Source organism: Actinocatenispora sera (genome assembly GCF_018324685.1).
GTDB lineage: Bacteria > Actinomycetota > Actinomycetes > Mycobacteriales > Micromonosporaceae > Actinocatenispora > Actinocatenispora sera.
The window spans coordinates 6,168,447-6,193,115 of record NZ_AP023354.1 but is presented as its reverse complement, the minus strand read 5'-3'; the positions used below and the strand labels follow the sequence as shown (position 1 = coordinate 6,193,115).

18 protein-coding genes and 1 pseudogene are annotated in these 24,669 nt (G+C 72.4%); 7 read left to right on the top strand and 12 right to left on the bottom strand.

The genetic code is table 11. The annotated features are described in order from the left end of the window. Positions 1-1,797: a complex I subunit 5 family protein gene (locus tag Asera_RS29110; RefSeq protein ID WP_030443975.1), complete on the top strand. Its 1,797-nt coding sequence runs from the start codon at positions 1-3 to the stop codon at positions 1,795-1,797. Positions 1,798-1,800: 3 nt separating this feature from the next. On the opposite strand, the gene Asera_RS29105 is transcribed toward Asera_RS29110, so the two are convergent. Beyond that, on the bottom strand, positions 1,801-2,079 hold the full coding sequence (locus Asera_RS29105) for an ANTAR domain-containing protein (protein WP_211255428.1): 279 nt from the start codon (positions 2,077-2,079) through the stop codon (positions 1,801-1,803). A gap of 208 nt (positions 2,080-2,287) precedes the next feature. Between Asera_RS29105 and Asera_RS29100 the strand changes: the two genes are divergently transcribed. Further along, complete coding sequence (locus tag Asera_RS29100) at positions 2,288-2,620, top strand: hypothetical protein (RefSeq protein ID WP_030443977.1); 333 nt, start codon at positions 2,288-2,290, stop codon at positions 2,618-2,620. Between the two features lie 20 nt (positions 2,621-2,640). On the opposite strand, the gene Asera_RS29095 is transcribed toward Asera_RS29100, so the two are convergent. The 4 genes from Asera_RS29095 to Asera_RS29080 form a co-directional block, all read right to left on the bottom strand. Continuing rightward, positions 2,641-4,377: a DEAD/DEAH box helicase gene (locus Asera_RS29095; RefSeq protein WP_212804757.1), complete on the bottom strand. Its 1,737-nt coding sequence runs from the start codon at positions 4,375-4,377 to the stop codon at positions 2,641-2,643. Positions 4,378-4,471: 94 nt separating this feature from the next. After that, positions 4,472-4,939, bottom strand: coding sequence for a DUF2871 domain-containing protein (locus Asera_RS29090; protein ID WP_212804755.1), 468 nt, complete (start codon positions 4,937-4,939; stop codon positions 4,472-4,474). 57 nt (positions 4,940-4,996) lie between these two features. Next, the gene (locus Asera_RS29085) at positions 4,997-5,521 is read right to left on the bottom strand and encodes a cupin domain-containing protein (RefSeq protein WP_030443980.1); all 525 of its coding nucleotides are present in this window, start codon (positions 5,519-5,521) and stop codon (positions 4,997-4,999) included. Between the two features lie 100 nt (positions 5,522-5,621). After that, positions 5,622-6,263 carry a hemerythrin domain-containing protein gene (locus tag Asera_RS29080; protein WP_051801374.1) on the bottom strand — a complete coding sequence of 214 codons (642 nt, stop codon included), beginning with the start codon at positions 6,261-6,263 and terminating at the stop codon, positions 5,622-5,624. 113 nt (positions 6,264-6,376) lie between these two features. On the opposite strand from Asera_RS29080, the gene Asera_RS29075 reads away from it, so the two are divergent. Further along, positions 6,377-9,748 (top strand): ATP-binding protein, encoded by a 3,372-nt coding sequence (locus tag Asera_RS29075; RefSeq protein ID WP_030443982.1) that lies wholly within the window; start codon positions 6,377-6,379, stop codon positions 9,746-9,748. A gap of 134 nt (positions 9,749-9,882) precedes the next feature. Here Asera_RS29075 and nrfD read toward each other — a convergent pair whose 3' ends face one another. The 5 genes and pseudogenes from nrfD to Asera_RS29050 all read right to left on the bottom strand — a co-directional run bounded on the left by nrfD (position 9,883) and on the right by Asera_RS29050 (position 15,776). Further along, entirely contained in the window at positions 9,883-10,854 is a 972-nt protein-coding gene (gene nrfD, locus Asera_RS29070; protein WP_030443983.1) for an NrfD/PsrC family molybdoenzyme membrane anchor subunit, read from the bottom strand. After that, positions 10,851-11,834, bottom strand: a complete 984-nt coding sequence (locus Asera_RS29065; protein ID WP_030443984.1) for a 4Fe-4S dicluster domain-containing protein — start codon at positions 11,832-11,834, stop codon at positions 10,851-10,853. Before Asera_RS29065 ends, nrfD begins: the two co-directional genes overlap by 4 nt. A 1-nt stretch (position 11,835) precedes the next feature. Continuing rightward, positions 11,836-14,499: pseudogene (fdh, locus tag Asera_RS29060) on the bottom strand (formate dehydrogenase); the annotation flags it as partial. A gap of 12 nt (positions 14,500-14,511) precedes the next feature. Next, positions 14,512-15,078, bottom strand: coding sequence for a molybdopterin-binding domain-containing protein (locus Asera_RS34135; protein WP_030443986.1), 567 nt, complete (start codon positions 15,076-15,078; stop codon positions 14,512-14,514). 125 nt (positions 15,079-15,203) lie between these two features. Next, the gene (locus Asera_RS29050) at positions 15,204-15,776 is read right to left on the bottom strand and encodes a type 1 glutamine amidotransferase domain-containing protein (protein WP_030443987.1); all 573 of its coding nucleotides are present in this window, start codon (positions 15,774-15,776) and stop codon (positions 15,204-15,206) included. A 216-nt stretch (positions 15,777-15,992) separates the two neighbouring features. Between Asera_RS29050 and Asera_RS29045 the strand changes: the two genes are divergently transcribed. The 4 genes from Asera_RS29045 to Asera_RS29030 all read left to right on the top strand — a co-directional run bounded on the left by Asera_RS29045 (position 15,993) and on the right by Asera_RS29030 (position 19,708). After that, positions 15,993-17,798, top strand: a complete 1,806-nt coding sequence (locus Asera_RS29045; RefSeq protein ID WP_030443988.1) for a thiamine pyrophosphate-requiring protein — start codon at positions 15,993-15,995, stop codon at positions 17,796-17,798. Further along, a complete protein-coding gene (locus tag Asera_RS29040) occupies positions 17,795-18,895 on the top strand; it encodes an enolase C-terminal domain-like protein (RefSeq protein WP_030443989.1) in 1,101 nt (366 codons plus the stop codon). The genes Asera_RS29045 and Asera_RS29040 overlap by 4 nt, the downstream gene beginning before the upstream one ends. A gap of 169 nt (positions 18,896-19,064) precedes the next feature. Further along, positions 19,065-19,274, top strand: a complete 210-nt coding sequence (locus Asera_RS29035) for a type II toxin-antitoxin system HicA family toxin (protein ID WP_030443990.1) — start codon at positions 19,065-19,067, stop codon at positions 19,272-19,274. Next, a complete protein-coding gene (locus Asera_RS29030; protein ID WP_211255430.1) occupies positions 19,271-19,708 on the top strand; it encodes a hypothetical protein in 438 nt (145 codons plus the stop codon). The genes Asera_RS29035 and Asera_RS29030 overlap by 4 nt, the downstream gene beginning before the upstream one ends. A 281-nt stretch (positions 19,709-19,989) precedes the next feature. Here Asera_RS29030 and Asera_RS29025 read toward each other — a convergent pair whose 3' ends face one another. Both Asera_RS29025 and Asera_RS29020 read right to left on the bottom strand, forming a co-directional pair. Beyond that, positions 19,990-21,186, bottom strand: coding sequence for a S53 family peptidase (locus Asera_RS29025; RefSeq protein WP_030443992.1), 1,197 nt, complete (start codon positions 21,184-21,186; stop codon positions 19,990-19,992). A 352-nt stretch (positions 21,187-21,538) separates the two neighbouring features. After that, a complete protein-coding gene (locus Asera_RS29020; protein ID WP_084130818.1) occupies positions 21,539-24,649 on the bottom strand; it encodes an FAD-binding and (Fe-S)-binding domain-containing protein in 3,111 nt (1,036 codons plus the stop codon). Between the last annotated feature and the right edge of the window lie 20 nt (positions 24,650-24,669).

The window sequence follows — 24,669 nt, the reverse complement described above, 5'->3', positions numbered from 1 at the left end:
ATGCGCGCGCTGGTACCGCTGTCGTTCGTGCTGCCGGTGCTGGTCGGCTGCGTGGTGCTCGCGTTTCGCCGCTGGCTGCCCCGGATCGTCACCGACCTGATCTGCGTGGCGACGGCCGCGACCGTCGCCGCGTGCACCGGGCTGCTCGCCGCGGCGGCGGGCGGCGGGCGGATCGTCGAGTGGATGGGCGGCTTCACCCCGCACCGTGGGTACAGCGTGGGCATCGTGCTGGTGGTCGACCCGCTCGGCGCCGGCGTCGCCTGCCTGGCCGCGGTGCTCACCGGCTGCGCCCTGCTGTACGGCTGGCGCTACCTGTCCGACGCCGGCGAGCACTACCACGTGCTGATGCTGCTGTTCCTGGCCGCGATGGTCGCGTTCGCCTGCGCCGGCGACCTGTTCACGCTGTTCGTGTTCTTCGAACTGATGGGCGCGGTCGCCTACGCGCTGACCGGGATGCGCATCGAGGAACCGGAGTCGGTACAGGGCGGGCTGACCTTCGGGGTGGTCAACTCGCTGGGCGCCTACCTGACCCTGATGGGCATCGGCGTGCTGTACGCCCGGTACGGGCAGCTCGGGCTCGCCCAGCTCGGCGCCGCGATCGGCGCAGCCAGGCCAGATCCGGTACTGGTCGCCGCGTTCTGCCTGGCGTGCTGCGGATTCCTGGTCAAGGCCGCGGTGGTTCCGATGCACTTCTGGCTCGCCGACGCGCACGCGGTGGCGCCGACCCCGGTGTGCGTGCTGTTCTCCGGCGTGATGGTCGAACTCGGGGTGTACGCGGTGACGCGCATCTACTGGGTGGTGTTCGCCACGGCGCTGCCGGCCGCCACGATCGGCCGCGCGCTGCTGGTCTTCGGCGTGTTGACCGCGCTGCTCGGTGCGGTGATGTGCGTCAGCCAGCGCCACCTCAAGCGGCTGCTCGCCTACTCCACCGTCGCGCACCTGGGGCTGTTCCTGGTCGGCGTCGCCACCCTCGACGCCGACGGCCTCGCCGGTACCGCCGTCTACGTGCTCGGCCACTCGGGCGTGAAGGCGGCGCTGTTCCTGCTCGCCGGCATCCTGCTCAACCGGTACCGCAGCGTGGACGAGGCGTACCTGCACGGCCGGGCCGGGCTGCGCAGCCCGGTCGGCTGGCTGTACCTGCTGGCGGGGCTCGCGCTGGCCGGGGTACCGCCGTTCGGGCCGGGACTGGGCAAGGCGCTCACCGAGGAGGCCGCCGGTGCCGGGCATCCGTGGCTGGTCTGGCTGTTCGTCGCGGTGTCGGCGTTGACCGGTGGCGCGGTGCTGCGCAGCGGGCTGCGCATCTTCGCCGGCCTCGGCCGGCCACCCGGCGGCGGCGACGAGGAGACCACCGGGCGCAGCGAGGAGTCGGAGACCACCGGCCCGGTGCGCGGCACCCCGGTCACCATGCTCGTGGCCACCTGCCTGCTGCTCGGCGGCGGGCTTGTCGTGGGAACGGTGCCCGGTCTCGCCCGCGCCTGCGGTCGCGCCGCCGCCGCCACGGTCGACACGCTCGGCTACCGCGACGAGGTGCTGCACGGCGCGCTGTGGCCGCTCGCCGAGGTGCCCGACGCGTACTGGTCGGTGTCCGGCGTGCTGCTCGGCCTGCTCTCGGCGGTACTGGCGGTGGGGGTGGCACTGCTCGCACTGGCGCGGCTGCCGGCACGGCTGCGCCGCATGCTGCATCCGCTGGGTCCGGTACTGGTCGGGCTGCACCGGCTGCACTCCGGCCATGTCGGCGACTACGTCGCCTGGCTGTTTCTCGGCACCGCGGCGCTCGCCGCGCTGGTGGCGTGGTGAGGCTCAGCCCTGCGCGGGCAGCTCGCCGGGGTCGGTGACGTCGCGGGCCACGTCGCGCAGCTTGCGGTTGAGGTTCTGGCTGGTGGCGCGCAGCAGCCGGAACGCCTGCTCGTTGGTGATCGTGTACGCCGACATCAGGATGCCGATCGCCGAACCGATCTGCCGGCTGGTCGCGGCCCAGTCGCAGCCGGGCATCCACTCGCAGGCGAGCTCGACCAACCGTTGCCTGGCCGCGGCGCCGCCGGGGCGGCCCGCCGGCCGTGCGGCACCGTCCCGACTCACCACGAAGCACGGTGGTTTCGACTCCGCGGCTGGGCGTCTCGTACCCAACTGTTGCCGGTCCTATCGCACGAAACGAGGTCACAAGTCGCCCGGAACGCGCACCGGCGGACAGCGGAGCCGTCGGACCCCGCGTCATCGTGCCCCTCGCGGGCGCCGGTCAGCCGCGCATCGTGGGCATGACCTGCGGGAATTCGGGTACTCCCAGCAGGTGAGGCCGAATCCGCGACGCGACGCCGGCCGCCCGACCGAGCAGGCGTCCGGCGGTCGCTTACCGCAGCCCGGGGACATCGTCACGGTCGAACCGCAGATGTGCCCCGGCCAGCTTGCGCGAACCGTACGGCTGCAGTTGAGCCGCCCGGTCGAGCCCGCCGACGACGATCGCCTCGCCGGGGTACCGGTGGAACGGCGCCGCTGGTGGCTGCTGACCGGTTGGCAGCTCAACGACGCCGGTCAACCGGTGCTGCTGTGCGCCCTGCGGGTACGCGCGAACTCCGTCGACGTCAGCACCGCCCCGCCCGGGGTCAGCAGCATCTACTACTAGGGTCTGGTCGACGGCGTGGGTCAGTGGTCGCGCTTCTTGTGCCGCGGTTTCCGGGGCCGCCCGTCGGCGTCGAACTCGGCCCGGGGGCTCGCCGGCCTGCCACCGGTCGGCTTGCTGCCGGTCGGGCGGCGCCGGGCCCCACCGTACCCGGATCCGCGGTCCGGACGCAGATCGATCAGCATGCCGGAGATCCTGGTGTCGGCGAGCCGCTCGAAGGTCGCCGCGGGCAGGTCGGCGGGCAGCTCCACCAGGCTGTGGGTGGGCCGGATGTCGATGCGGCCGAAGTCCGAGCGGGCCAGCCCACCCTCGTTCGCGAGCGCGCCGACGATCATCCGCGGCTCGACGTGGTGCCGCTTGCCCACCGCGATCCGGTAGGTGGCCATCCGCTGGTGCTCGCGGGGCCGGTGCCGCTCGGGCTGCGGCGGCTCGGGCACCTCCTCCAGCAGCAGCGGCTTGCCGTCCTGCGCCAGCACGGCCAGCGCGGCCGCGATGTCCAGCGCGGGAACGTCATGGCTCTGCTCGTAGTCCTGCACCAGATCGCGGAAGTTGGCGAACTGCGCGTCCTGGATCGCGTTGGAGATCGCGGCGGTGAACTTCTCGATCCGCTGCGCGTTCACGTCCTCGACGGTGGGCAGCCGCATCTCGTCGAGCTTGACCCCGACCGAGCGCTCGATCGCGCGCCGCAGGTGGCTCTCCCGCGGGGTGACGAACGAGATCGCGTCGCCGCTGCGGCCGGCCCGGCCGGTCCGGCCGATGCGGTGCACGTACGGCTCGGGGTCGGTGGGCAGGTCGTAGTTGATGACGTGGCTGATGCGCTCCACGTCCAGGCCGCGCGCGGCGACGTCGGTGGCCACCAGGATGTCCAGCTTGCCGGAGCGCAACTGGTTGATGGTGCGCTCGCGCTGCGCCTGGGCGATGTCGCCGTTGATGGCCGCGGCGGAGAAGCCCCGGGCCCGCAGCCGCTCGGCCAGCTCCTCGGTGGCCTGCTTGGTCCGGGCGAAGAGGATCAGGCCGTCGAAGTTCTCCACCTCGAGGATGCGGGTCAGCGCCTCCAGCTTCTGCGCGTGCGCGACCTTCAGGTACCGCTGCCGGACGTTGGCCGCCGTCGTGGTCTTGCCCTTGACCGTCACCTCGACCGCGTCCGGGGCGTGCTTGGAGACCATCCGGCGGATCGGGGCCGGCATGGTGGCCGAGAACAGCGCGAGCTGCTTGTCGTCGGGGGTGTCGGCGAGGATCTGCTCGACGTCCTCGGCGAAGCCCATGTTGAGCATCTCGTCGGCCTCGTCGAGCACCACGAAGCGCAGCTCGCTGAGGTCCAGGGTGCCCTTCTCCAGGTGGTCCATCACCCGCCCGGGAGTGCCGACGATCACATGGACCCCGCGGCGCAACGCCGACAGCTGGACCCCGTACCCCTGACCGCCGTAGACGGGCAGCACGTGCAGCCCCTTGATGTGCGCGGCGTAGCGCTCGAACGCCTCGGACACCTGCAGCGCGAGCTCCCGGGTCGGCGCCAGGACCAGCACCTGGGGCGCCTTCTGGGCCAGGTCGATCCGGGACAGGATCGGCAGCGCGAACGCCGCCGTCTTTCCGGTGCCCGTCTGGGCCAGGCCGACGACGTGCCTGCCGGCGAGCAGCAGGGGGATCGTCTCTGCCTGGATGTTCGAGGGGGTCTCGTAGCCGACGTCCCGAAGTGCCTTGATGATCCTTCCGTCCAGCTCAAGGTCATCGAAAGTCGGCGTCGTTTCAGTATCGGGCACCAACAGATCGTAGTGGAAAGCCTCGGCGGCCTCCCCGCGGTTCCCGGTTGCCTGGCGTTCGGCCGGCCCGGGTGATCACCATCCGTGTCCGTGATCACGTCCCGGCGGTCGAGCGCTCCGTCGCCGGGCGCTCGGACAGCGGAGCTTTCAGGCGCTTGCCCAGGTGCACGAACAGCAGGATGAGCCCGACGGTGAGCACGATGTGACCGATCCCGGCGACGATGGGCACGGCGTCCGGAACGGGGTCGCCCAGTACGGTCAGGCAGCCGTGTACGCCCATCATGGTGACGCTCACGGCGATGCCGGCGTTGTAGAGCCAGAAGAAGCAGGTGTACAACGTCGTGCCCGACAACCGGAACTGCTTGTCGAGTGCCAGGACGATCAGGAAGCCCAGCATTCCCAGCGTCAGCAGGTGTGTGTGGGTGACGGCGAGCTGGGTGTCGCCGGTGAAGTGGTGGGCCTTGGTGAACTCGCGGTAGAACAGGCCGGCGGTCACTCCGAGGATCATGTAGGTGTGCGCAGCGTAGTACGACGCCCGCATCGACACTCGTCTGGCGCTCATCTCGGGTCTCCTTGCTGCCGGCAGCGCGGGCTGCCCGGCGTCGTCATGGGGTGCCGGTCAGCCCTGGTGCCGGTGCCGTTCCTGGTGCCGGTGCCGTTCCTGGTCCCAGGCGGCGTGGTGGAGGAAGTGGTTGTCGTAGCGCTCCTGGACCTCCAGCAGGCTCTCCGGGGGCAGCTCACCGCGGCCCACCCGCGCCAGGTGCCGGAAGTACTCGAACCGTTCGATGCCCGGCGTGACGACGATCAACAGGTCGGCGTTGCGGCCCGGCGCGGCGGCGAACGCGTGCGCCGCGCCGGGCGGTACCACCACCAGATCGCCCCGTTCGGCGGTGACGATCCGGTCGCCGGACAGCAGTTGTGCGGCGCCGTCGAGGACGTAGAACAGCTCGGCCGACCAGGTGTGCCGATGCGGGGTGGCTCCGTTTGCGCCGTCGGTGAGCGTGACCCGCTGAGCCGACAGCGCGCCGCCGGTGGAAACGCTGTCGGCAAGCAGCCGTACGGTGCTCGGAGCGTGGCCGATCACCTCCGCCGTCGCGGAACGGACGATCACGGACTCGTCGAAATGTGGTACATGAAGAGACATTGGCTGGTTCTCCTTCGATGACGTGGGTGGAGTGGTCGGGCGGTGCGTGACCGGCCGCCGGTGCTCAGGACGTGATCTCCGGTCTGGTGGCAGGAACGGGTCACGGGCGGATCCACCGGGGCCGCCAGGGCTTCCCGACGAGGTACCAGCCGAGCCGATCCCGGCGCGGCAGCGTGGCAAGGACCAGCCGGCGTTCGGCACGATCGGCGTGGGTCAGCACGATGCCCAGGTAGGTGAACAGCCTGGGCCGGCGGAGCCGGGCGAGCAGCTGGGCGCGCAGCGCCTGCCATTCGTGCGCTGCCAGGTGATCGGCGGCCAGCGGCAGCAGGTCCCGGTCCTCCTCGTCGACGTGCTCGGCCAGGACCGCGTGATGCTCGACGAGCGCGGCGACGAGGCGATCGCGGTCGTCCTCGGCGGTGGTCGCCACCCAGCCGGGCAGCGCCACGTCGATCGCGGTCAGCGTGCCGGCCAGCCGCTCGTGCTGCGCCCGCATCCGCAGTACCAGGTCGGCGCCGAGGTCGCAGCGGGCCAGCAACACCGGCCACAGCAGCCGGTCCTGGCAGCCCTGATGGCCGCGCAGGGCACGCTGGTACGCGCGGAGGCGGCCGGCGAGCGCCGCGGCGCGACGCGGCTGCCCGGGCTCGACCGCCGCGATCCGGGCGGCCAGCAGCGCGGAGGCGCGGCGAAAGGCCCGGTGGGCCAGTACCGTCTCGTGCCGGCTCGCCCGGAGTGCGGTGGTCATGACCGGGAGCGTGCCGGGGGGCACTTGGAGACGACTTGGAACGCGCATCGTGACCCGAGCCACCGCTGTGACCTGCGCAGTTCCCGTGGCCTGTGGTTACGCTGGCCGGCGAGATGATCTCGCTTGGGGTGCTCGGACCGTGCACGGCCGAGGTGGACGGCCGGCCGGTTCCGCTGGGCGGCCAACGGCAGCGTGCCGTGCTCGCCCTGCTGGTGGCGGCGCGCGGCGAGGTGCTTCCGGTCGACCGGATGATCGAGGACCTGTGGTCCGGGGAGCCACCGGCCAGGGCCGTCGCGTCGCTGCAGAGCTACGTGTCGAACCTGCGGAAGCTGCTCGAGCCGGGTCGAGCGCCGCGCACGCCGGCCCGGCTGCTGGTCAGCGCGGCCCCCGGGTACGCGCTGCGGCTACCGGTGGAGGCGGTGGATGCGTGGCGGTTCGAGCGGTTGGTCCGCGACGCCCGGGCCCGCGCCGCCGACCAGCCGATCGCGGCACGCACGCTGCTGGACGAGGCGGTCGCCCTGTGGCGCGGGCCGGCCTTCGCCGAGTTCGTCGACGAGGCGTGGACTCGCACGTCGGTACAGGGCCTGGGCGACCTGCGCCACACCGCCCGCGAGCTGCGGGTGAGCTGCGCGCTGCGGGCCGGCGACCCGGCCGCCGCGATCGCCGAGGCCGAGGTTCTCACCGCCGAGGCACCGCTGCGGGAGGAGGGGTGGCGGCTGCTCGCCCTGGCGCTGTGGGGCGGTGGCCGGCAGGCCGACGCGTTGGACACGGTTCGCCGTGCCAGGTCGATGCTGGCCGAGGAGCTCGGCCTCGACCCGGGGCCCGCGTTGGCCGAGGTGGAGTCGGCGATCCTCACGCAGCGGGTCGAGCTGGTGCGGGCCACGACACCGGCGGAGCCGGTTGCGCCGCCACCTGGCGAGCCCCGGCCCGCGGATCAGGCGGTGTTCGTGGGGCGAGACGCCGAGCTGACGGAGCTCACCCGGGCCGCCGACGCCGCCGGCAGGGGCAGCGGGCGGGTCGCACTGGTCACCGGGGAGCCCGGAGTCGGCAAGTCCGAGCTCCTCGCCCAGCTGACCCGCGCGCTGGCGCAGGCGGGCTGGCTGGTGGTGGCCGGACGGTGCGTCGCGGACGAGGCGGCGCCGCCGGCCTGGCCGTGGGGCGAGGCGTTGACCCAGCTGGCGAGGGTCGAACCGGTACCGGCAGCGGCGTCCGCCGCGCTGGCGCCACTGTTGGCCGCGGATCCCGATGCGTCCCCGCCCGGGACCCCGGAGACCGTTGGCGAGCCGTACGATCGGCCGCCCCGGGCCCATCGACGATCGCCCGACGGCCTCTCGGGCCGGTTCCGGCTGCACCGCGCGGTGGTCGACTGGCTCGCCGCCGCCGCCCGACGCCGGCCGATCGCCGTCCTGCTCGACGACCTGCACTGGGCCGACGACGAGACGGTCCGGCTGCTGACCGTGGCGGCTGCCGGACTCGCTGACGCGCGAATCCTGCTGGTCGGGGCGCTGCGCCCGCAGGACGCCGACGGGCGGCTGACCGAGGCGCTCGCCGAACTTGCCCGGCGCTCGCCGCGCCGGGTGATGCTGGCCGGTCTGCCCGAGCCGGCGGTGGCGACGATCGTCGAGGCGGGGTGCCGGTTCCCGGTGACCCCGGCGACCGTGGCGGCTCTGACCGAACGTACCGGCGGGAATCCCTTCTACGTCAAGGAGAGCGTACGGCTGCTCAACAGCGAGGGGGCGCTGGTGGCCGTGTCGGAGGTGCCGGAAGGCGTCCGGGACGTGCTGCGCCGCCGGCTGGCCCGGCTGCCCGAAGCGGCCGTGTCGGTGCTGCGGCTGGCCGCGGTGGCCGGCCGGGAGGCCGAGGTCGAGGTGCTCGTCGAGGCGGCGGACACCGATGAGGCCGGAGTGCTCGATGCCCTGGAGGCAGGGCTGATCGCGGGCATGCTCGACGAACCGGCGCCCGGCCGGGTGCGGTTCGTGCACTCCCTGGTTCGCGACACCATGCTCGCCGACCTCAGCGGGCTGCGCGCGCGCCACATGCACGCCAGGCTGGCGGCCGCGATCGAGCGGGTGACCCCCGGCGATCTCCCGGCACTCGCCCACCACTACGCCGGAGCCGCCGCCAGCGCGACCGCGGCCAAGGCGGTCGACTACTGCGTCCGGGCGGCGGAGCAGGCCGAGCGCGGCTACGCGTACGACACCGCCTGCACGTTGCTGACCAGCGCGCTGGCGAACCTCGAACGGCTGCCCGACAGCGACCGGCGGGCCGACGAGCGCTCGGCCCTGTACGGCCGGCTGCTGCGGGCGCAGCTCCGGGCCGGCGCGGTCGGCGCGGCGCGGGCGACGCGACGGCGCGCGACCGAGCACGCCGAGGCCGCCGGCCGCGAGGATCTCGTCGTCGCCGCGTTCACCGCGTGGACCGAACCGACCCCGTGGCAGACCCGCCCGTACGCGACCAGCGACGAGCCCGTGATCGCGTTGCTCACCCGGCTGCTGCACCGCCCCGGCCCGGACCTTTCTCCGGCGGTACGCAGCCGGCTGCTGGACGCCTATGCCGTCGAGCGGGCCGACAACGGCAACCCCGACGCCCGCGCGGCCGCGGAACGGGCCGTGGCGCTGGCCGAGGAGTGCGGCGACGACGGACTCCGCGCCCAGACGCTGGCCACCCTCTCCCGCGAACTGGACGCCGATCTGGAGTGGCCGCGCAAGGCCGCGCTGGGCGCCGAGCTCGTCCGGCTGGGTGAGACCCGGGATCTGCCCAGCTACCAGTGCTTCGGTCGGATCGTGCAGGCGCGGGCGGCGGCCGCGGCCGACGACCCGGAGACCGCGCTGCGGCTGGTGGGCGAGAACCTCGAACTGGCCCGCATGTACCGGCTGCCCGAGCTGATCGACGTCAGCGAGATCGCCCTCGCCATGTTCGCCTCCGTGCGAGGCGACGTCGACGACGCTACGCGGCGCTACGCCGCCGCCGGCGAGCGCATGGTCCGGCAGGGCTCGCCACACGGCGCGATCTACCAGCACGTCGCCGAGGCGCTGATGCGACTCGACCAGGGACGTGTCGCCGAGTTGGCCGCGGCGGTCGAGCGGCTGCACGCAGGCTCCGGCCTGCTCGGCGATCTGCATGCCTTCGCGCTGGCCAGCTCCGGCCGCATCGAGGAGGCGCGGCACGTGCCGGGCCGGGGCGATCCGATCCGCCGGGACTGCTTCTTCACCTTGTTCGCGACGTTCCGGGCGCTGGCGGCCATCGCCCTGGACGATCGGGTGGCCGGGGCGGCGATGTACGGGATGCTCCTTCCCTACCGCGCCACCCCGCTGGGCGGCGTGTCCAGCCTCTCGCTGGCGACCCGCCCGGTGAGTCAGACGCTGGGCGAGCTGGCCCGGTTCCTCGGCGACGACCAGGCGGCAGTGGCCCATCTGGCCGCGGCGGCCGCGACCGCCCGGCGATGGCAGGCGCCGCACCGGGCGGCGGCGCTGCCCGCGAGCTGACCGTCCACACCGGACGCGTCCGGTACGCCGGCCGGGCCAGACCATCGAGGCGGCCGGCCGCGCGGGGCCATCGAGGCGGCTGGTCGTGCGGGGTCGGGCAGACGGCTCGTTGCGTGGGGTGGCTCCGCCGTTGGCTACGACTCTTCCTCGGCGGCGGCGCGCAGCCGTTCCCGCTGCGGGATCACCGTGTACTTCGGGTCCTCGGCCGAGGCGACGCCGCCGCGGAAGATGCCGAGGCGGGTACACAGCGAGGCGGCGAGCAGCGCGGCGCCGGAGGCGGCGCTCGCCAGCCGGCTGCGCCGGCCCAGCACGGCACCGAGCGCGCCGGCGACCGACAGGGCGGTACCGGTCTTGATCAGCCGTCCGGCCGGGCCGGTGCCGTACGGTTCGGCGGTCAGGCCCATCCGGTGCCGCATCTGCTCGAACGCGAGCACCTCGCAGCCGGCGCCGGCGACGGCCAGTACCCGCGCCGGTGCCGACTCGGTGGTCGGGGCGAACAGGCCGAGCCCGCCGGCCGCGGCGGCGCTGGAGGCGGTGAACACGAACGGCAGCTCGCGGTGGGCGTCGTGCCAGGCCGGTACCGCGGTGTTGGCGATCAGCGCGCCGGTGTAGGCGGACACGGCCGGACCGAGTACCGCGGCGCTGGTGCCGGCGAGCCGGCCGAGCCCGCGGAACCGGCCGGTCAGCGACGACGCGGCGGCGACGGCGGCGAGCGGGACGAACGGGCCGAGCACCCAGGTACCCACGCTCATCGGCGAGGTGGGCTTGAGTACCCGCAGCATGTTGAGGAACCGGTCCGGCCGGCCCAGATCGTGGATGAGTGCGGCGAACGACAGCAGTCCGGCGCCGGCCGCGCCGGCCGAACTGATCCGTGCCAGCCGCGGCCGCTGGGTGAGCCGGGCGCCGGCCGCGATCACGGCGCTGGCGCCGGCGAGGCCGCCGAAGAACAGGTAGCCGCCGACATCGGCGGCCGCCCAGACCGGCGGGTTCAGGATGGGTTTGCCGTAGTACGAACCGAACTCGGCGCGCGGCACCATCGGCTGCTCGCCGCCGCGCCGGCGGCGGCGAGTCCGGCCGGTCGGTGCGTCGGTGCTGTGGTGGCTCATCGGCTCCTCCGGGTGGTGACGAAGGCGGCGACCGCGGCGGCGGCCAGCGCGCCGGCGGCGAACCCGACCCGGCGCCACATGGACGGCAGATCCCGGGTGGTGACGGTCGGATCGGGCGGCAGTCCGTAGGTTTCCGGCTCGTCCAGCAGCAGGAAGAACGCGCCGTCGCCGCCCACCCCGTCGTGCGGGTCCCGGCCGTACAGCCGGGCGTCGTCGACACCGGCGTCGTGCAGCGTGCGCAGGCGCGCGTCGGCGCGCTCGCGCAGCTCGTCGAGCTGGCCGTACTGGATGGAGTCGGTGGGGCAGGCCTTGGCGCAGGCGGGTTCCATCCCGGCGCCGAGCCGGTCGTAGCACATCGTGCACTTCCAGGCCCGTCCGTCGTCCTTGCGCTGGTCGATCACCCCGTACGGGCAGGCCGGAATGCAGTAGCCGCAGCCGTTGCAGATGTCCTCCTGCACGACCACGGTGCCGAACTCGGTACGAAACAGCGAGCCGGTCGGGCACACGTCCAGGCAGGCCGCCTCGGTGCAGTGCTTGCACACGTCGGAGGCCATCAGCCAGCGCAGCTCGGTCCGCCCGTCCGGCTGCGGTGGCCCAGCAGCCGCATCGTCGCGGGGCGGGGAGGTCGGGGTCGCGGACGCCTGCTCCGGCGGGGTGGCCGACCCCTGCTCGGCGAGCGCCAGCACGTCGACGTCGTCGTGGCCGACCCCGGTGTGCGCGGTACCAAGGGGTCGGCGCTGCTCGATGAACGCCACGTGCCGCCAGTTGTCGGCCCCCAGCCCGCCGGTGTTGTCGTACGACATGCCGGTCAGGTCCAGCGCGTCCGCCGGCACCCCGTTCCACTCCTTGCAGGCGACCTCGCACGCCTTGCAGCCGATGCAGACGCTGGTGTCGGTGAAGAACCCCATCCGCGGCGGATGCTCGGCATACCCGACCGAACTGGCCGGATCGGCGGGATGGTGGTGTGGGGCGAGAGCCATCTCAGATCTCCATCCCGGTCCGCTCGGTGATGCCGGCGCGCTGCTGGTACTCGTGCAGCAGCGCGAGGCGCGCCGGGCCGCGCGGTCGCCGGCCGGCCCGGATGTCGCAGGCGAGCGCCTTGCTCTCCTGGATGTGCGTGTTGGGGTCCAACGACATCGAGGTGAGCTCGTTCGCGGCGTCGCCGGCGCTGTAGCCGGTCGGCCCCCAGTGGTACGGCAGGCCGATCTGGTGCATCGTGCGGCCCGCGACCTGCAACGGCGTGATCCGGTCGGTGACCAGTACCCGCGCCTCGATCACGCCTCGGGCGCTGACGATGGTGGCCCAGCCGAGGTGTTCCAGGTCGCGTTCGGCGGCGAGTTCGGGGGAGACCTCGCAGAAGAACTCCGGTTGCAGCTCGGCCAGGTACGGCAGCGAGCGGCTCATGCCGCCGGCGGTGTGATGTTCGGTCAGCCGGTAGGTGGTCGCCACGTACGGGAAGACGTCGGCGCCGGGTTCGCTGCCGCTGGGCTGCATCCGGTTCGCCGGATGCCGGAGCGGCAGGATCTCCCGGGCCGGGTTGCGCTGCTGGCGGTAGAGCGGGTTGTCGAACGGGGAGTCCTGCGGCTCGTAGTGCGTCGGTAGCGGCCCGTCGGTCAGTCCGGCCGGCACGAACAGCCACGCCTTCCCGTCGTCCTGCATGATGAACGGGTCGGTGCCGGACAGCGCCTGCGGCCCGCGGGCGTCCTCGTCGGGCCGGTAGTCGGGCGCCGTGGTCGGCGGGAAGTCGGGCACGTCGTGCCCGGTCCACTTCTGCTGGTCGGCGTCCCACCAGACCAGCGCCTTGCGCTCGCTCCACGGCCGCCCGTCCGGGTCGGCCGCGGCCCGGTTGTACAGGATGCGCCGGTTGGCCGGCCAGGCCCAGCCCCACTCCGGCGCCACCCAGCTCTGGTCCCGGCCGGGCTTGCGGCGGGCGGCCTGGTTGACCCCGTCGGCGCGCACCCCACAGTAGATCCAGCAGCCGCACCGGGTCGAGCCGTCGTCCTTCAACTGCTCGTAGCTGCGCAGCGGGTTGCCGTCGGCGTCGAACCCGTTGATCTCGGCGAGCACCGCCTCGGCGGACGGTTCCTCGATCGCGCCCTCGGTCGGGTAGTCCCAGGTGAGGTCGAGGATCGGCCGGTCCCGGTCGTCGGACGAGTCGGCCAGCTTGGCCCGGATCAGCCGGCCCAGGTGGTAGGTGAACCACAGCTCGCTGCGCGCCTCGCCGGGCGGTTGCACCGCCTCGTGGTGCCACTGCAGCATCCGCTGGGTGTTGGTGAAGCTGCCGTTCTTCTCGGTGTGCGCCGCGGCCGGCAGGAAGAACACCTCGGTCTTGAGGTCGGCCGTCCTCATCTCGCCGGTCTCGATCTCCGGACCGTTCTGCCACCAGGTGGCGCTCTCGATCATGGTCAGGTCGCGGACCACCAGCCAGTCGAGGTTCGCCATGCCCAGCCGCTGCATCTTCGTGTTGCCGGAGCCGACCGCGGGGTTCTCGCCGAGCAGGAAGTACCCGACGCACTCGCCGGCGATCTGCCGCTGCACGGTGTCGTAGGTGCTGTGGCTGCCCGTCAGCCGGGGCAGGTAGTCGAAGCAGTAGTCGTTGTCGGCGGTTGCGGTGTCGCCCCACCACGCCTTCAGCAGGCTGGTGGTGTAGGCGCCGATGTTGGCCCAGTAGCCCTTGTCCGTGCCCTCCGCGGCGAGGAACGCGGCGAGATCCTGGTCGGGATGCGCGTACGGCATGGGTATGTAGCCGGGCAGCAGGTTGAACAGGGTCGGGATGTCGGTCGAGCCCTGGATCGAGGCGTGCCCGCGTAGCGCGAGGATGCCGCCGCCGGGCCGGCCGATGTTGCCCAGCAGCGCCTGCAGGATCGCCGCGGTCCGGATGTACTGGACGCCCACGGTGTGCTGGGTCCAGCCGACCGCGTAGCAGAACGCGCTGGTGCGCTCCCGGCCGGAGTTGCGGGTCAGCTCGTCGCACACCCGGGCGAACAGCTCCGGCGACACCCCGCAGGCCTGCTCGACCAGCGCCGGCGTGTACCGCTGGAAGTGCCGCTTGAGGATCTGGAAGACGCATCGCGGGTGCTGCAGCGTCGGATCGGTGCGGGCGGTACCCGACCGGGCGCCGCCGGAGCCGTGTGCCTCGCCGCGGCCGGCGGCGCGCACCGCGCGGTCCTCGTACTCCAGGTCGCGTTGCGCCGCGGCGGCCTGCACCTCGCGGCCCTCGTACTGCCAGGTGTGGAAGTCGTACCGGCGGGTCTCGGCGTCGAAGCCGGAGAACAGGCCGTCGAGGTCCTCGGGGTCGCGGTAGTCGTCGGTGACGATCGACGCGGCGTTGGTGTAGGCCACCACGTAGTCGCGGAAGTACTTCTCCTGCGACAGCACGTGGTTGACGATCGCGCCGAGGAACACGATGTCACTGCCGGCGCGCAGCGGGACGTGCAGGTCGGCGAGCGCGCTGGTGCGGGTGAACCGCGGGTCGACGTGGATGATCGTCGCGCCGCGCGCTTTCGCCTCCATCACCCACTGGAACCCGACCGGGTGGCACTCGGCCATGTTGGAGCCCTGGATCAGGATGCAGTCGGAGTTCTGCAGGTCCTGCTGGAAGGTCGTCGCACCGCCACGACCGAACGAGGTTCCCAGACTGGGAACCGTGGAGGAGTGTCAAACGCGCGCCTGATTCTCGATCTGCACCGCGCCCAGCGCGGTGAACAGCTTCTTGATCAGGTAGTTCTCCTCGTTGTCCAGGGTGGCGCCGCCGAGGCTGGCGAAGCCCATGGTGCGCCGGGTACGGGCACCGTCCTGCTCGGACTGCCAGTGGTCGCGCCGGGCCGCGATGACCCGGTCGGAGATCATGTCCATCGCGGTGGCGAGGTCGAGGTGCTCCCAGTGGTCGGAGTAGGGGCGGCGATACAGCACCTGCTGCGCCCTGCTCGACCCGGTGGTCAGTTGCAGCGACGCGGAACCCTTGGGGCACAGCCGTCCCCGGCTGACCGGTGAGTCCGGATCGCCCTCGATCTGGGTCACCGCACCGTCGCGGACGTACACGTCCTGCCCGCAGCCGACGGCGCAGTACGGGCAGACCGACTTGACGACGCGGTCGGCGGAGCTGGTGCGCGGGGTCAGCGACTCGCTGGTGCGGCTCTTCGCCGCGGCGCCGCGGCCGGTGCGGTCCGTGCCGAGCGCCTGCCGGTAGACCGGCCAGCCCTCGATCCAGGTCCGGACGCCCACGTCGTCACCTCCACCGGCAGCCTCGCGCCGACCGCGGCGGCGCGGTCGACCCGGCGTCTCGGTACCCGGTGCCGGCGGCGGCAAACCTTCCCCGGTGCTGGTTTCGGCCCCCGGACCCGCCGGGCTCAGGTGTTGCCGGCGGTCAGCGTGGCGAAGCGCTGTACCAGGGTCTGGCAGAAGGGCGTCAGGTCGTCCGGCTTGCGGCTGCTGATCAGCAGGTTCGGCCCGTCCTCGCAGACCACGACCGGCTCGTCGACCCAGTGCCCGCCGGCGTTGACGATGTCGGTCCGTACGCTCGGCCAGGAGGTCAGGGTGCGGCCGCGGACGCGGTTCGCCTCGACGATCGTCCACGGCCCGTGGCAGATCACCGCGACCGGCTTGCCGGCGGCGAAGAACGCGTCCACGAACGCCACCGCGTCCGGGTCGGTGCGCAGGAAGTCGGGGTTCGCGACCCCGCCCGGCAGTACCAGCGCGTTGTACTCGTCCGCCGAGGTCTGCGCCACCGTCACGTCGACGTCCCGGGTCTCGCCCCGGTCCAGATGGTCGAACAGCTGCGCCTTGCCGTCCGCGGTGGACACCAGCCGGGGCGTACCGCCGGCCTCGGTCACCGCCTGCCACGGCTCGGTGAGCTCGACCTGCTCGGTGCCCTCCGGTGCGATCAGGAACGCCACCGTGCGGCCGGACAACTCCCCGCTCATCGTCGCCACCTCTTCTCGTCTGCCGGATGTCTGCCGGATCCCTACCGCCCTCGTACCCATCCAGCGCCGGCTAACCACCCCGATGCGGCGGCGATGAACTCCGACACCCGGACGGGTACCGCGCCGCGGGCGCCGCCGCGACAAACGCCTGGACGTGTACCCGGCGCCCGGTGGGGTAGGCCGATGAGGACGGATAAGCGTGCGGTTGGGGGCGTCATGGCGCAGAAGGTCGCTGACTACCTGTTGGAACGGCTCCGCGACTGGGGTGTGGAGCGGGTGTTCAGCTATGCTGGTGACGGCATCAACGGGTTGCTCGCCGCGTGGGCGCGCGCGGACGACAAGCCGAGGTTCATCCAGGCCCGGCACGAGGAGCTGGCCGCGTTCGAGGCCTGCGGGTACGCCAAGTTCTCCGGCAAGGTGGGCGTGTGCGCGGCGACGTCCGGCCCGGGTGCCATCCACCTGCTGAACGGGCTGTACGACGCGAAGCTGGACCACGTCCCGGTGGTGGCGATCGTCGGGCAGACCAACCGCAGCGCGATGGGTGGCTCGTACCAGCAGGAAGTCGACCTGATGTCGCTGTTCAAGGACGTGGCGGCCGACTACCTGCAGATGGTCACGGTGCCCGAGCAGCTGCCGAACGTGCTGGACCGGGCGATGCGGGTGGCGATGTCGCGGCGCACGGTCACGGCGCTGATCGTCCCGGGTGACGTGCAGGAGCTGGACTACTCGCCGCCGACGCACGCGTTCAAGATGGTGCCGTCCAGCCTCGGCCTGGCCGCCGCTACCCCGATGCCCCCGGACGACGAGATCCGCCGCGCGGCGGACGTGCTCAACGCGGGGGAGAAGGTGGCGATCCTGGTCGGCCAGGGCGCGGCCGGTGCGGTGGCCGAGGTCGAGCAGACCGCCGACGTGCTCGGCGCCGGTGTGGCGAAGGCGCTGATCGGCAAGGACGTGCTGCCCGACGACCTGCCGTACGTGACCGGCGCGATCGGGCTGCTCGGCACGCGGCCCAGCTACGAGATGATGATGGGCTGCGACACGCTGCTCACCGTCGGCTCCAGCTTCCCGTACACCCAGTTCATGCCGGAGCTGGACCAGGCGCGCGGGGTGCAGATCGAGATCGATCCGACGATGGTCGGCATGCGCTACCCGTACGAGGTGAACCTGGTCGGCGACGCGGCCGCCACCCTACGGGCGCTGATCCCGTTGCTGCAGCGCAAGCAGAAGCGCGACTGGCGCGAGGAGATCGAGTCGAACGTGACCCGGTGGTGGGAGGTCATGGACCGCCGCGCCGCGGTCGACGCCGACCCGATCAACCCGGAGTACGTGTTCCACGCGCTGTCGCCGTTGCTGCCGGACGACGCGATGATCACGTCCGACTCCGGGTCGGCGGCCAACTGGTACGCCCGGCACCTGAAGTTCCACGGCCGGATGCGGGGTTCGCTGTCGGGCAACCTCGCCACCATGTGCCCGGGCCTGCCGTACGCGGTGGGTGCCAAGTTCGCGCATCCGGACCGGCCGGCGTTCGCGCTCGTCGGGGACGGCGCGATGCAGATGAACGGCATCAACGAGCTGCTCACCGCCGCGATGTACTACCAGGAGTGGGACGATCCGCGGCTGATCGTCGGCGTGCTCAACAACGGCGACCTCAACCAGGTCACCTGGGAGATGCGGGCGATGGCCGGCTCGCCGCAGTTCGAGCCGTCGCAGAAGCTGCCGCAGTTCCCGTACGCGGCGTACGCCAGCCTGATCGGGCTGACCGGCATCGAGGTCACCAAACCCGACCAGGTCACCGGTGCGTGGGAGCAGGCGCTCGCCGCGGACCGGCCGTGCCTGATCGAGTTCGTCACCGACCCGTCGGTACCGCCGATCCCACCGCACGCCAGCTGGGACCAGATGGAGAAGGCGGCCGAGGCGATCCTCAAGGGCGACCCGGAGCGCTGGAGCGTGCTCAAGGAAGGCGTCAAGTCGAAGATGCAGGAGATGCTGCCCGGCGACGCGCAGGGCCGGAACCACCAGTGAGCCGGCCGGACGTCGCGGTCGATGCCGTGGATGCCGCCGCGTTCACGGTGCCGACCGAGGTTCCGGAGGCCGACGGCACCCTGTCCTGGGACTCGACCACCCTGGTGACCGCGACGGTACGGGCCGGGCCGGTCACCGGCTTCGGCTACACCTACGCCGACGCGGCCTGCGTTCCGCTGATCCGCGGCAAGCTCGCCGGCGCCGCGGTCGGCGTGGACGCGCTGGACGTGCCGTACGGGTGGGGCCGGATGCAGCGGGCGATCCGCAACCTGGGCCGGCCCGGGCTCGCGTCCTGTGCCCTGTCCGCGGTGGACACCGCCTGGTGGGACGCCGCGTCCCAGCTCGCCGAACTGCCGCTGGCCCGGCTGCTCGGCCTGGCCCGCACCGAGGTACCGGTGTACGGCTCCGGCGGGTTCACCAGCTACGACGACGGGCAGCTCACCGATGCGCTCACCGGCTGGCTGTCCCGCGGGATGCGCCGCGTCAAGATCAAGATCGGGGAGTCCTGGGGCAGCCGGGTCGAGCGGGACCTGGCGCGCGTCGCGCTCACCCGCGAGACGGTCGGCCCCGAAGTCGAGCTCTACGTCGACGCGAACGGCGGATACGCTGTCGGACAAGCGATCCGGGTCGGGCGGCGACTGTCCGAGTGGGACGTACGGTGGTTCGAGGAGCCGGTGTCGTCGGACGATCTGGCCGGGCTGCGGCGGATCAGCGATCTGGTCGAGCCGGACGTCGCGGCCGGAGAGTACGGCTACGACCTGGTCTACTTCGCCCGGATGGTCGATGCGGTCGACTGCCTGCAGGCCGACGCAACCCGGTGCGGCGGGTACACCGAATGGCTGCGGATCGCGGCCCTCGCCGCCGCGCACAACCGCGAGCTGTCCGGGCACTGCGCGCCGAGCCTGACCGTACCGGTCGCCGCCGCCACCCCGAACTTCCGGCACCTGGAGTGGTTCGCCGACCATGACCGGATCGAGCGGATGCTGCTCGACGGCGTACCCGATCCGTCCGGTGGCGCGGCCCAACCGGACCTGTCCACCCCGGGCCACGGCCTGCACCTGCGTGACGCCGACGCCGACCCCTACCGCGTCGCCTGACCGTGCACGGTCGCGCCGGACAGCGGCCAGGCCCGGCTCGGCCAGGGCCGACGGGATGCCGCCCATACCCGGTCGATACGCGCGCGTCGTCTTTCCGCGGTCCGCTCATGTGGCGGGGAATTGTCTAGCCGCTTGACACTTGCAGCGTCTAGCGGCTAGACTTACCCTTGTGAAGGCGCGGGAAGTGAACCGGAAGATCGAGCGGCTCGGCGGCTACCAGCTGCGGCAGCGCGGCTCGCACCGCCGGTATGAAGCGATCAAAGGCACCATCACCGCCCGCACCACCGTGCCGCAGCACGCCGGGGACATCCCCGCTGGGACCCTGCGGTCCATCGAGAAGGCCATGGAGCCCGTGTTCGGACAGGGGTGGTTGCAGTGAACGCGTACCGGGTAGTCGTGACCCGCGAGGGTGACGCTTGGCTGGCTGACGTGCCGAACCTCGAGGGCACGCAGACCTGGGCGAAGAACCTGCCCGGCCTCGACGGCAACGTCCGCGAAGCGATCGCGCTCGCCGAAGACCTGCCGGAAGACGCCGAGGCCGGCCTAGTGCTGGACTATGAGTACCGGACCGGAGATGAGGACATCGACCGCGTCACCGCCGACATCCGCGCCGAGCGCAGCCGCATCGCCGAAGCCGAGCGGGAACTCGCGGAACGTACTGCGAAGCTGGCCGAGCAGCTGACCCGGCGGCACATGTCGGTGCGGGACGCGGCGGTTCTGCTGCGGGTCTCGCCGCAGCGGATCTCGCAGGTCGCGCCGCGCCGGTCGACGGGGCGCGGCATGATCCCCAACGTCGGACGCTCGGGTCGATGAGTGCGCAACTCTCCGCCAGCACGCGGAAGCCCGGGCCGCCGTCCGCGAACGGACAGCCCGGGCTCGCACCGGCGGGGTCGGCTCAGCGACAGCGACGCAGGCAGCGGATCAGCGGGGCGGGGTGAGCGCCGCGCCCGTCAGCAGCCCGGCGCGACTGCGGTGAGCGCCCCGCTGTCCCGGGCCGACGGCGCCGCGGTGCGACGACCCGATCCGGATGCTCCACCGGCGTGCCTGGGTAGCCCATCGCGAGTACCTCTGCCAGCCGGCGGGCACCTGGTCGGTCAGAAGGCTCCGACGCCGTTCGGGGTGCCGAGGCCGGTCGGACCGTCCCAGCCGGTGCGCGACCGGCACCACTGGCTGGTGCTGCACGACCCGTTCGAACCGCTCGTCACGTCGAACAGCGACGAGGCGTGCGCGTACGGGTAGTTGTTGTCGATGCTGCCGGCGTTGCCGGCCAGGCCGTACACGGCGCCGATGACCGGGGCCGCGACGCTGGTACCGCCGAACACCATCCAGCCCGAGTAGCCCTGGTAGGCGGTGCTGTCGTAGACGGCGACACCGGTGTTGGGGTCGGCCACCGCGGACACGTCCGCGACCGCCCGCTTGCCGCAGCCGGTACCGACACCGGACTGGCCGGACAGCGCGGTGTTGTAGGCCGAGCAGCCGGAACCGGCGCCGCTCCAGGCCGACTCCGACCAGCCACGCGAGCTGGAGTCGGCGCGCAGCGACGTACCGCCGACCGCGGTGACGTAGTGCGAGGAGGCCGGGTACTCCACCCCGTAGCCGGCGTCGCCCGAGCTGACGGTGATCGCGATGCCCGGGTGGTTGTAGTACTGGCCGTAGTTGGCGTCGGAGGCGTCGGAGCCGCCGTAGCTGTTGCTGATCACGTCCGCGCCCATGGTGGCGGCGCGGTTGACCGCCGCGCCGAGGTTCGCGAACGAGCTGCTCTTGGCCTCCACCAGCAGGATGTGGCAGTTCGGGCACACCGCCGAGACCATGTCGAGGTCCAGCGAGATCTCCTGCGCCCAGCCGCCGTTCTTGCGCGGGTAGTTGGTGCCGCCGTTCTGGTCGACCTTGCGGAAGCAGCCGTTGGCGGTCGTGCACGCCGGCAGGCCGTACTGGCTGCGGTAGACGGCCAGGTCCTGCTCGGCGGTCGGCGCGTCGTACGCGTCGACGATCGCCACGGTCTGCCCGTTGCCGGCGCTGCCGGACGGCAGCTTGTAGGCCGACTGCAGGTCCGCCGGTCCGTACCCGGACGGTGTCGCCGCCGCCTTGCGCACGGCGGCGTTGCTGCGGTGCACGTCGGTACGCATCTCCGCCAGGCAGTGCGCGTGGCCGGCGGTGACGGTGGCGCACGAGTGCATCGTGCGCGCGGTCGTGCCGGCCTGTGCCGGGGCGGCCGTCGCGGTACCGGACATGGCCACCAGCCCCGCCGCTGCGAGGACCGCGAATCCGGCGGTACGCAGGCGTGAACCCATGGGAACCTCCGTGAGGGGTGAGAGGGGTCCCGGTCAGAGGTCTCGGTCGGGAGGGCGGTTGCCCTCTCGTCGGGACCTCTTCGGACAAGGCGGAGCGTAGCGACCAGACAGGCCGGACGGAAGCTTCGATTCAGGATGTAACGACCACTGCCTCGCGAACGAACTCATGGGGTCGTTTCGTGCCACGCCTGTGTTCCCCGGAAACCGGCCGAAACGTCGGGCGGTCGGGGGTCGAGTGGCGGCCGGCGCCGCCGAGCGGCAGTGGCGGCAAGCGCCGCCGAGTGGCAGTGGCGGCAAGCGCCGCCGAGTGGCAGTGGCGGCAAGCGCCGCCGAGCGGCGGCGTCGGGCCCGCTCAGCGGCGGTGGCGCAGGGTGCGGATGCTGCCGCGGATCAGCGGTACGGCGGTCAGCGCCGCCCCGGTGAGCAGGCCGGCGGCGACCGCGGTGACGGCCTTACCGGCCCGTGCGGACGGTGCCGGCCGGGGCGCGGCGACCATTTCCGGGCGCTGCACCGGCGCATGCCCGGACAGCCCCATCGCCAGCGCCTCCGCCAGGTGCATGGCCCGGCGGCCGGTACCCGCCTCCTCGATCTGGGTGCGGCAGCTGAAGCCGTCGGCGAGAACCAGCGCGTCGGGCGCCGCGTCGCGCACCGCGGGCAGCAGTACCCGTTCCGCGCAGGCCATCGACACGTCGTGGTGGCCGCGCTCGAAGCCGAAGTTGCCGGCCAGCCCGCAGCAGCCGGAGTCGAGGAAGTCGGCGTCGATGTCGGCGCGGCGCAACAGCTCGGCGTCCGGGTCGCTGCCGAGTACCGCGTGCTGGTGGCAGTGCGTCTGCACCAGCGCCCGCCGGGCCAACTGTGGCGGTTGCCAGTCGTCCGGCGCGTGGCGCAGCAGCGCCTCGGAGAACGTCGACACCTGACCGGACAGCCGTTCGATGTCCGGATCGCCGTCCAGCAACTCCGGTGCGTCGGAGCGGAACACCGCCGTACAGGAGGGTTCCAGCCCGATGATCGGGGTACCGGCGGACAGCCACGGTCGCAGCGCCGCGACGGTGCGCCGCAGGACCTTCTTCGCGGTCGTGAGCTGCCCGGTGGAGATCCAGGTCAGCCCGCAACACACGGGTTTCTCCGGTACCGCGACGTGCAGCCCGGCCGCCTCCAGCACCTGTACCGCGGCGCGCGCCACGTGCGGGTGGAAGTGGTTGCTGAACGTGTCCGGCCACAACACGACGGTGCGTGGATCGTCCGGGTCCGGCTCGGGGCGCCGCTGTGCCCGCCACCAGTCGACGAACGGCCGCGCCGCGAACGGCGGTGCCTCGCGTTCCGCCGCGACACCGGCGATCCGCTTGCCGAGCGCCGACAGCACCGGTGCGCGCAGGGCGGCGTTCGCCAGCCGCGGCGCCGGCCGGACCAGCTGCGCCCACAGCGGAAGCCAGCCGAGCGCGTAGTGCGCGGTGGGCCGCAGCCGGTGCGCATAGTGGTGCGACAGGAACTCCGCCTTGTAGGTGGCCATGTCCACGCCGACCGGGCAGTCGCTCTTGCATCCCTTGCAGGCCAGACACAGATCGAGCGCGTCGCGTACCTCGGTGGAACGCCAGCCGTTCGTGATAGCCGAGTCCTCGTGCCCGTTCATCATCTCGAACAGCAGCCGGGCCCGGCCGCGGGTGGAGTGCTCCTCCTCGCCGGTCGCCCGGTACGACGGGCACATCACGTCGCCGGTGTGCGAGCGGCAGTTGCCGATGCCGACGCACCGCAGCACCGCGCTGGTGAAGCTGTGGTCGTCGTGCGGGTAGCCGAACTCCGTGTCGAACGTGCCCGGGTGCCAGTCGGCGCCGAGCCGCAGCTGGCCGTCGACCGGGTGGGGACTCACGACCTTGCCCGGGTTCATCCGGTTGTCCGGATCGAACAGCCGCTTCAGCTCGCCGAACGCCTCGACCAGCCGCGGGCCGAACATGATGGTGAGCAGCTCCCCGCGGGCCTGCCCGTCGCCGTGCTCACCGGACAGCGACCCGCCGTACGACACGACCAGGCGCGCGGTACGGTGCAGGAACTCCCGGAACGCGGCCACCCCGTCGGCGGTGGTCAGCTCGAACGGGATCCTGGTGTGCACGCAGCCCTGGCCGAAGTGCCCGTACAGCGCCGGGTGGTCGTAGTCGAACTCGTCGAACAGCGCCTTCAGGTCGCGCAGATAGTCGCCGAGCCGGTCGGGCCCGACCGCCGAGTCCTCCCAGCCCTCCCAGGTCTCGCGGTCGTCCGGCGGCCGGGCGGTGACACCGAGGCCGGCCTCGCGCGCCTTCAGCATCTCCTGCTCGCGCACCGTGTCGTCGGACAGCGCTACCCGTTCGTCGTCGGTGGACCGGCCCAGCGCGGCCACCAGGTCGGTCGCCTTGCGGTCCGCGTCCTCCTTGTCGTCGCCGAAGAACTGGATCAGCAGCCAGCTGTTGCCGGCCGGCAACTGGTCCAGCGAATCCAGGTAGGCATGCTCCTCGCGCATCAGCTGCGCCATCCGGTCGTCGATCGCCTCCAGCTGCGAGGGTTCGCTGTGCGCCAGGATCGCCGGCACGTCATCGGCGGCGGCACAGATGTCGTCGTAGCCGAGGACCAGGATCGCGTCGGCCGCCTCCACCGGTACCAGCTCGATCTCGGCGTGCAGCACCGCGCACAGCGTGCCCTCGCTGCCGACCAGCGCCCGCGCCGGGTTCGGGCCGTGCTCGGGCAGCAGCGAGTCGAGGTTGTAGCCGGACACCCGGCGCGGGATGTCCGGGTAGCCGGACCGGATGTCCTCGGCGTAGCGGTCCGCGATCGCGCGCAGGCCGCGATGGATCTCGGCGCGCCGGTCGCCCGCGGCGAGGATCCGCTCGTCCTCCTCGGCCGTGGTGGGACCGATCCAGAACCGGCTGCCGTCCGGGGTGCAGATCTCCAGCCGGCGCACGCTGTCCACGGTCTTCCCGTACGCCTGGGCCGAGGCGCCGCACGAGTTGTTGCCGATCATCCCGCCGAGCGTGCAGTGGCTGTGCGTCGACGGCTTCGGCCCGAACTTGAGACCGTGGTCGGACAGTTGACGGTTCAGCTCGTCCAACACGATGCCGGGCTCCACCACGCAGGTGCGCCGCTGCGGATCCACCGAGACCAACCGGTGGCAGTACTTGGTCCAGTCGATGATCACCGCGACGTTGGTGCACTGGCCGCCCAGGCTGGTACCGGCGCCGCGGGACAGCACCGGGGCACCGAACTCGGCGCACACCCGCATCGCCTCGACACCGGCCTCGACCGAGCGCGGCAGCACCACCCCGATGGGCACCTGGCGGTAGTTCGAGCCGTCCGTCGCGTACGTGCCGCGGGTGCCCGCGTCGAACCGGACCTCGCCGTCGACCCGGTCACGCAGCGCCGTCGCGAGACGCGTCACATCGAGGTCGGCCAGATCGGCCGGTGTCAGTTCGCGTACCGGACCTGTCACGTCGCTCATCACCCTTCGCTGGTCGTCCG

What these genes read in the sequence shown, in the direction of transcription:
- Asera_RS29065 (WP_030443984.1), bottom strand. Translation starts at nt 11,834, where the DNA reads ATGGCTCTCGCCCCACACCACCATCCCGCCGATCCGGCCAGTTCGGTC.
- nrfD (WP_030443983.1), bottom strand. Translation starts at nt 10,854, where the DNA reads ATGAGCCACCACAGCACCGACGCACCGACCGGCCGGACTCGCCGCCGC.
- Asera_RS29045 (WP_030443988.1), top strand. Translation starts at nt 15,993, where the DNA reads ATGGCGCAGAAGGTCGCTGACTACCTGTTGGAACGGCTCCGCGACTGG.
- Asera_RS29090 (WP_212804755.1), bottom strand. Translation starts at nt 4,939, where the DNA reads ATGAGCGCCAGACGAGTGTCGATGCGGGCGTCGTACTACGCTGCGCAC.
- Asera_RS29025 (WP_030443992.1), bottom strand. Translation starts at nt 21,186, where the DNA reads ATGGGTTCACGCCTGCGTACCGCCGGATTCGCGGTCCTCGCAGCGGCG.
- Asera_RS29075 (WP_030443982.1), top strand. Translation starts at nt 6,377, where the DNA reads ATGATCTCGCTTGGGGTGCTCGGACCGTGCACGGCCGAGGTGGACGGC.
- Asera_RS29050 (WP_030443987.1), bottom strand. Translation starts at nt 15,776, where the DNA reads ATGAGCGGGGAGTTGTCCGGCCGCACGGTGGCGTTCCTGATCGCACCG.
- Asera_RS29020 (WP_084130818.1), bottom strand. Translation starts at nt 24,649, where the DNA reads ATGAGCGACGTGACAGGTCCGGTACGCGAACTGACACCGGCCGATCTG.
- Asera_RS29080 (WP_051801374.1), bottom strand. Translation starts at nt 6,263, where the DNA reads ATGACCACCGCACTCCGGGCGAGCCGGCACGAGACGGTACTGGCCCAC.
- Asera_RS29085 (WP_030443980.1), bottom strand. Translation starts at nt 5,521, where the DNA reads ATGTCTCTTCATGTACCACATTTCGACGAGTCCGTGATCGTCCGTTCC.
- Asera_RS29110 (WP_030443975.1), top strand. Translation starts at nt 1, where the DNA reads ATGCGCGCGCTGGTACCGCTGTCGTTCGTGCTGCCGGTGCTGGTCGGC.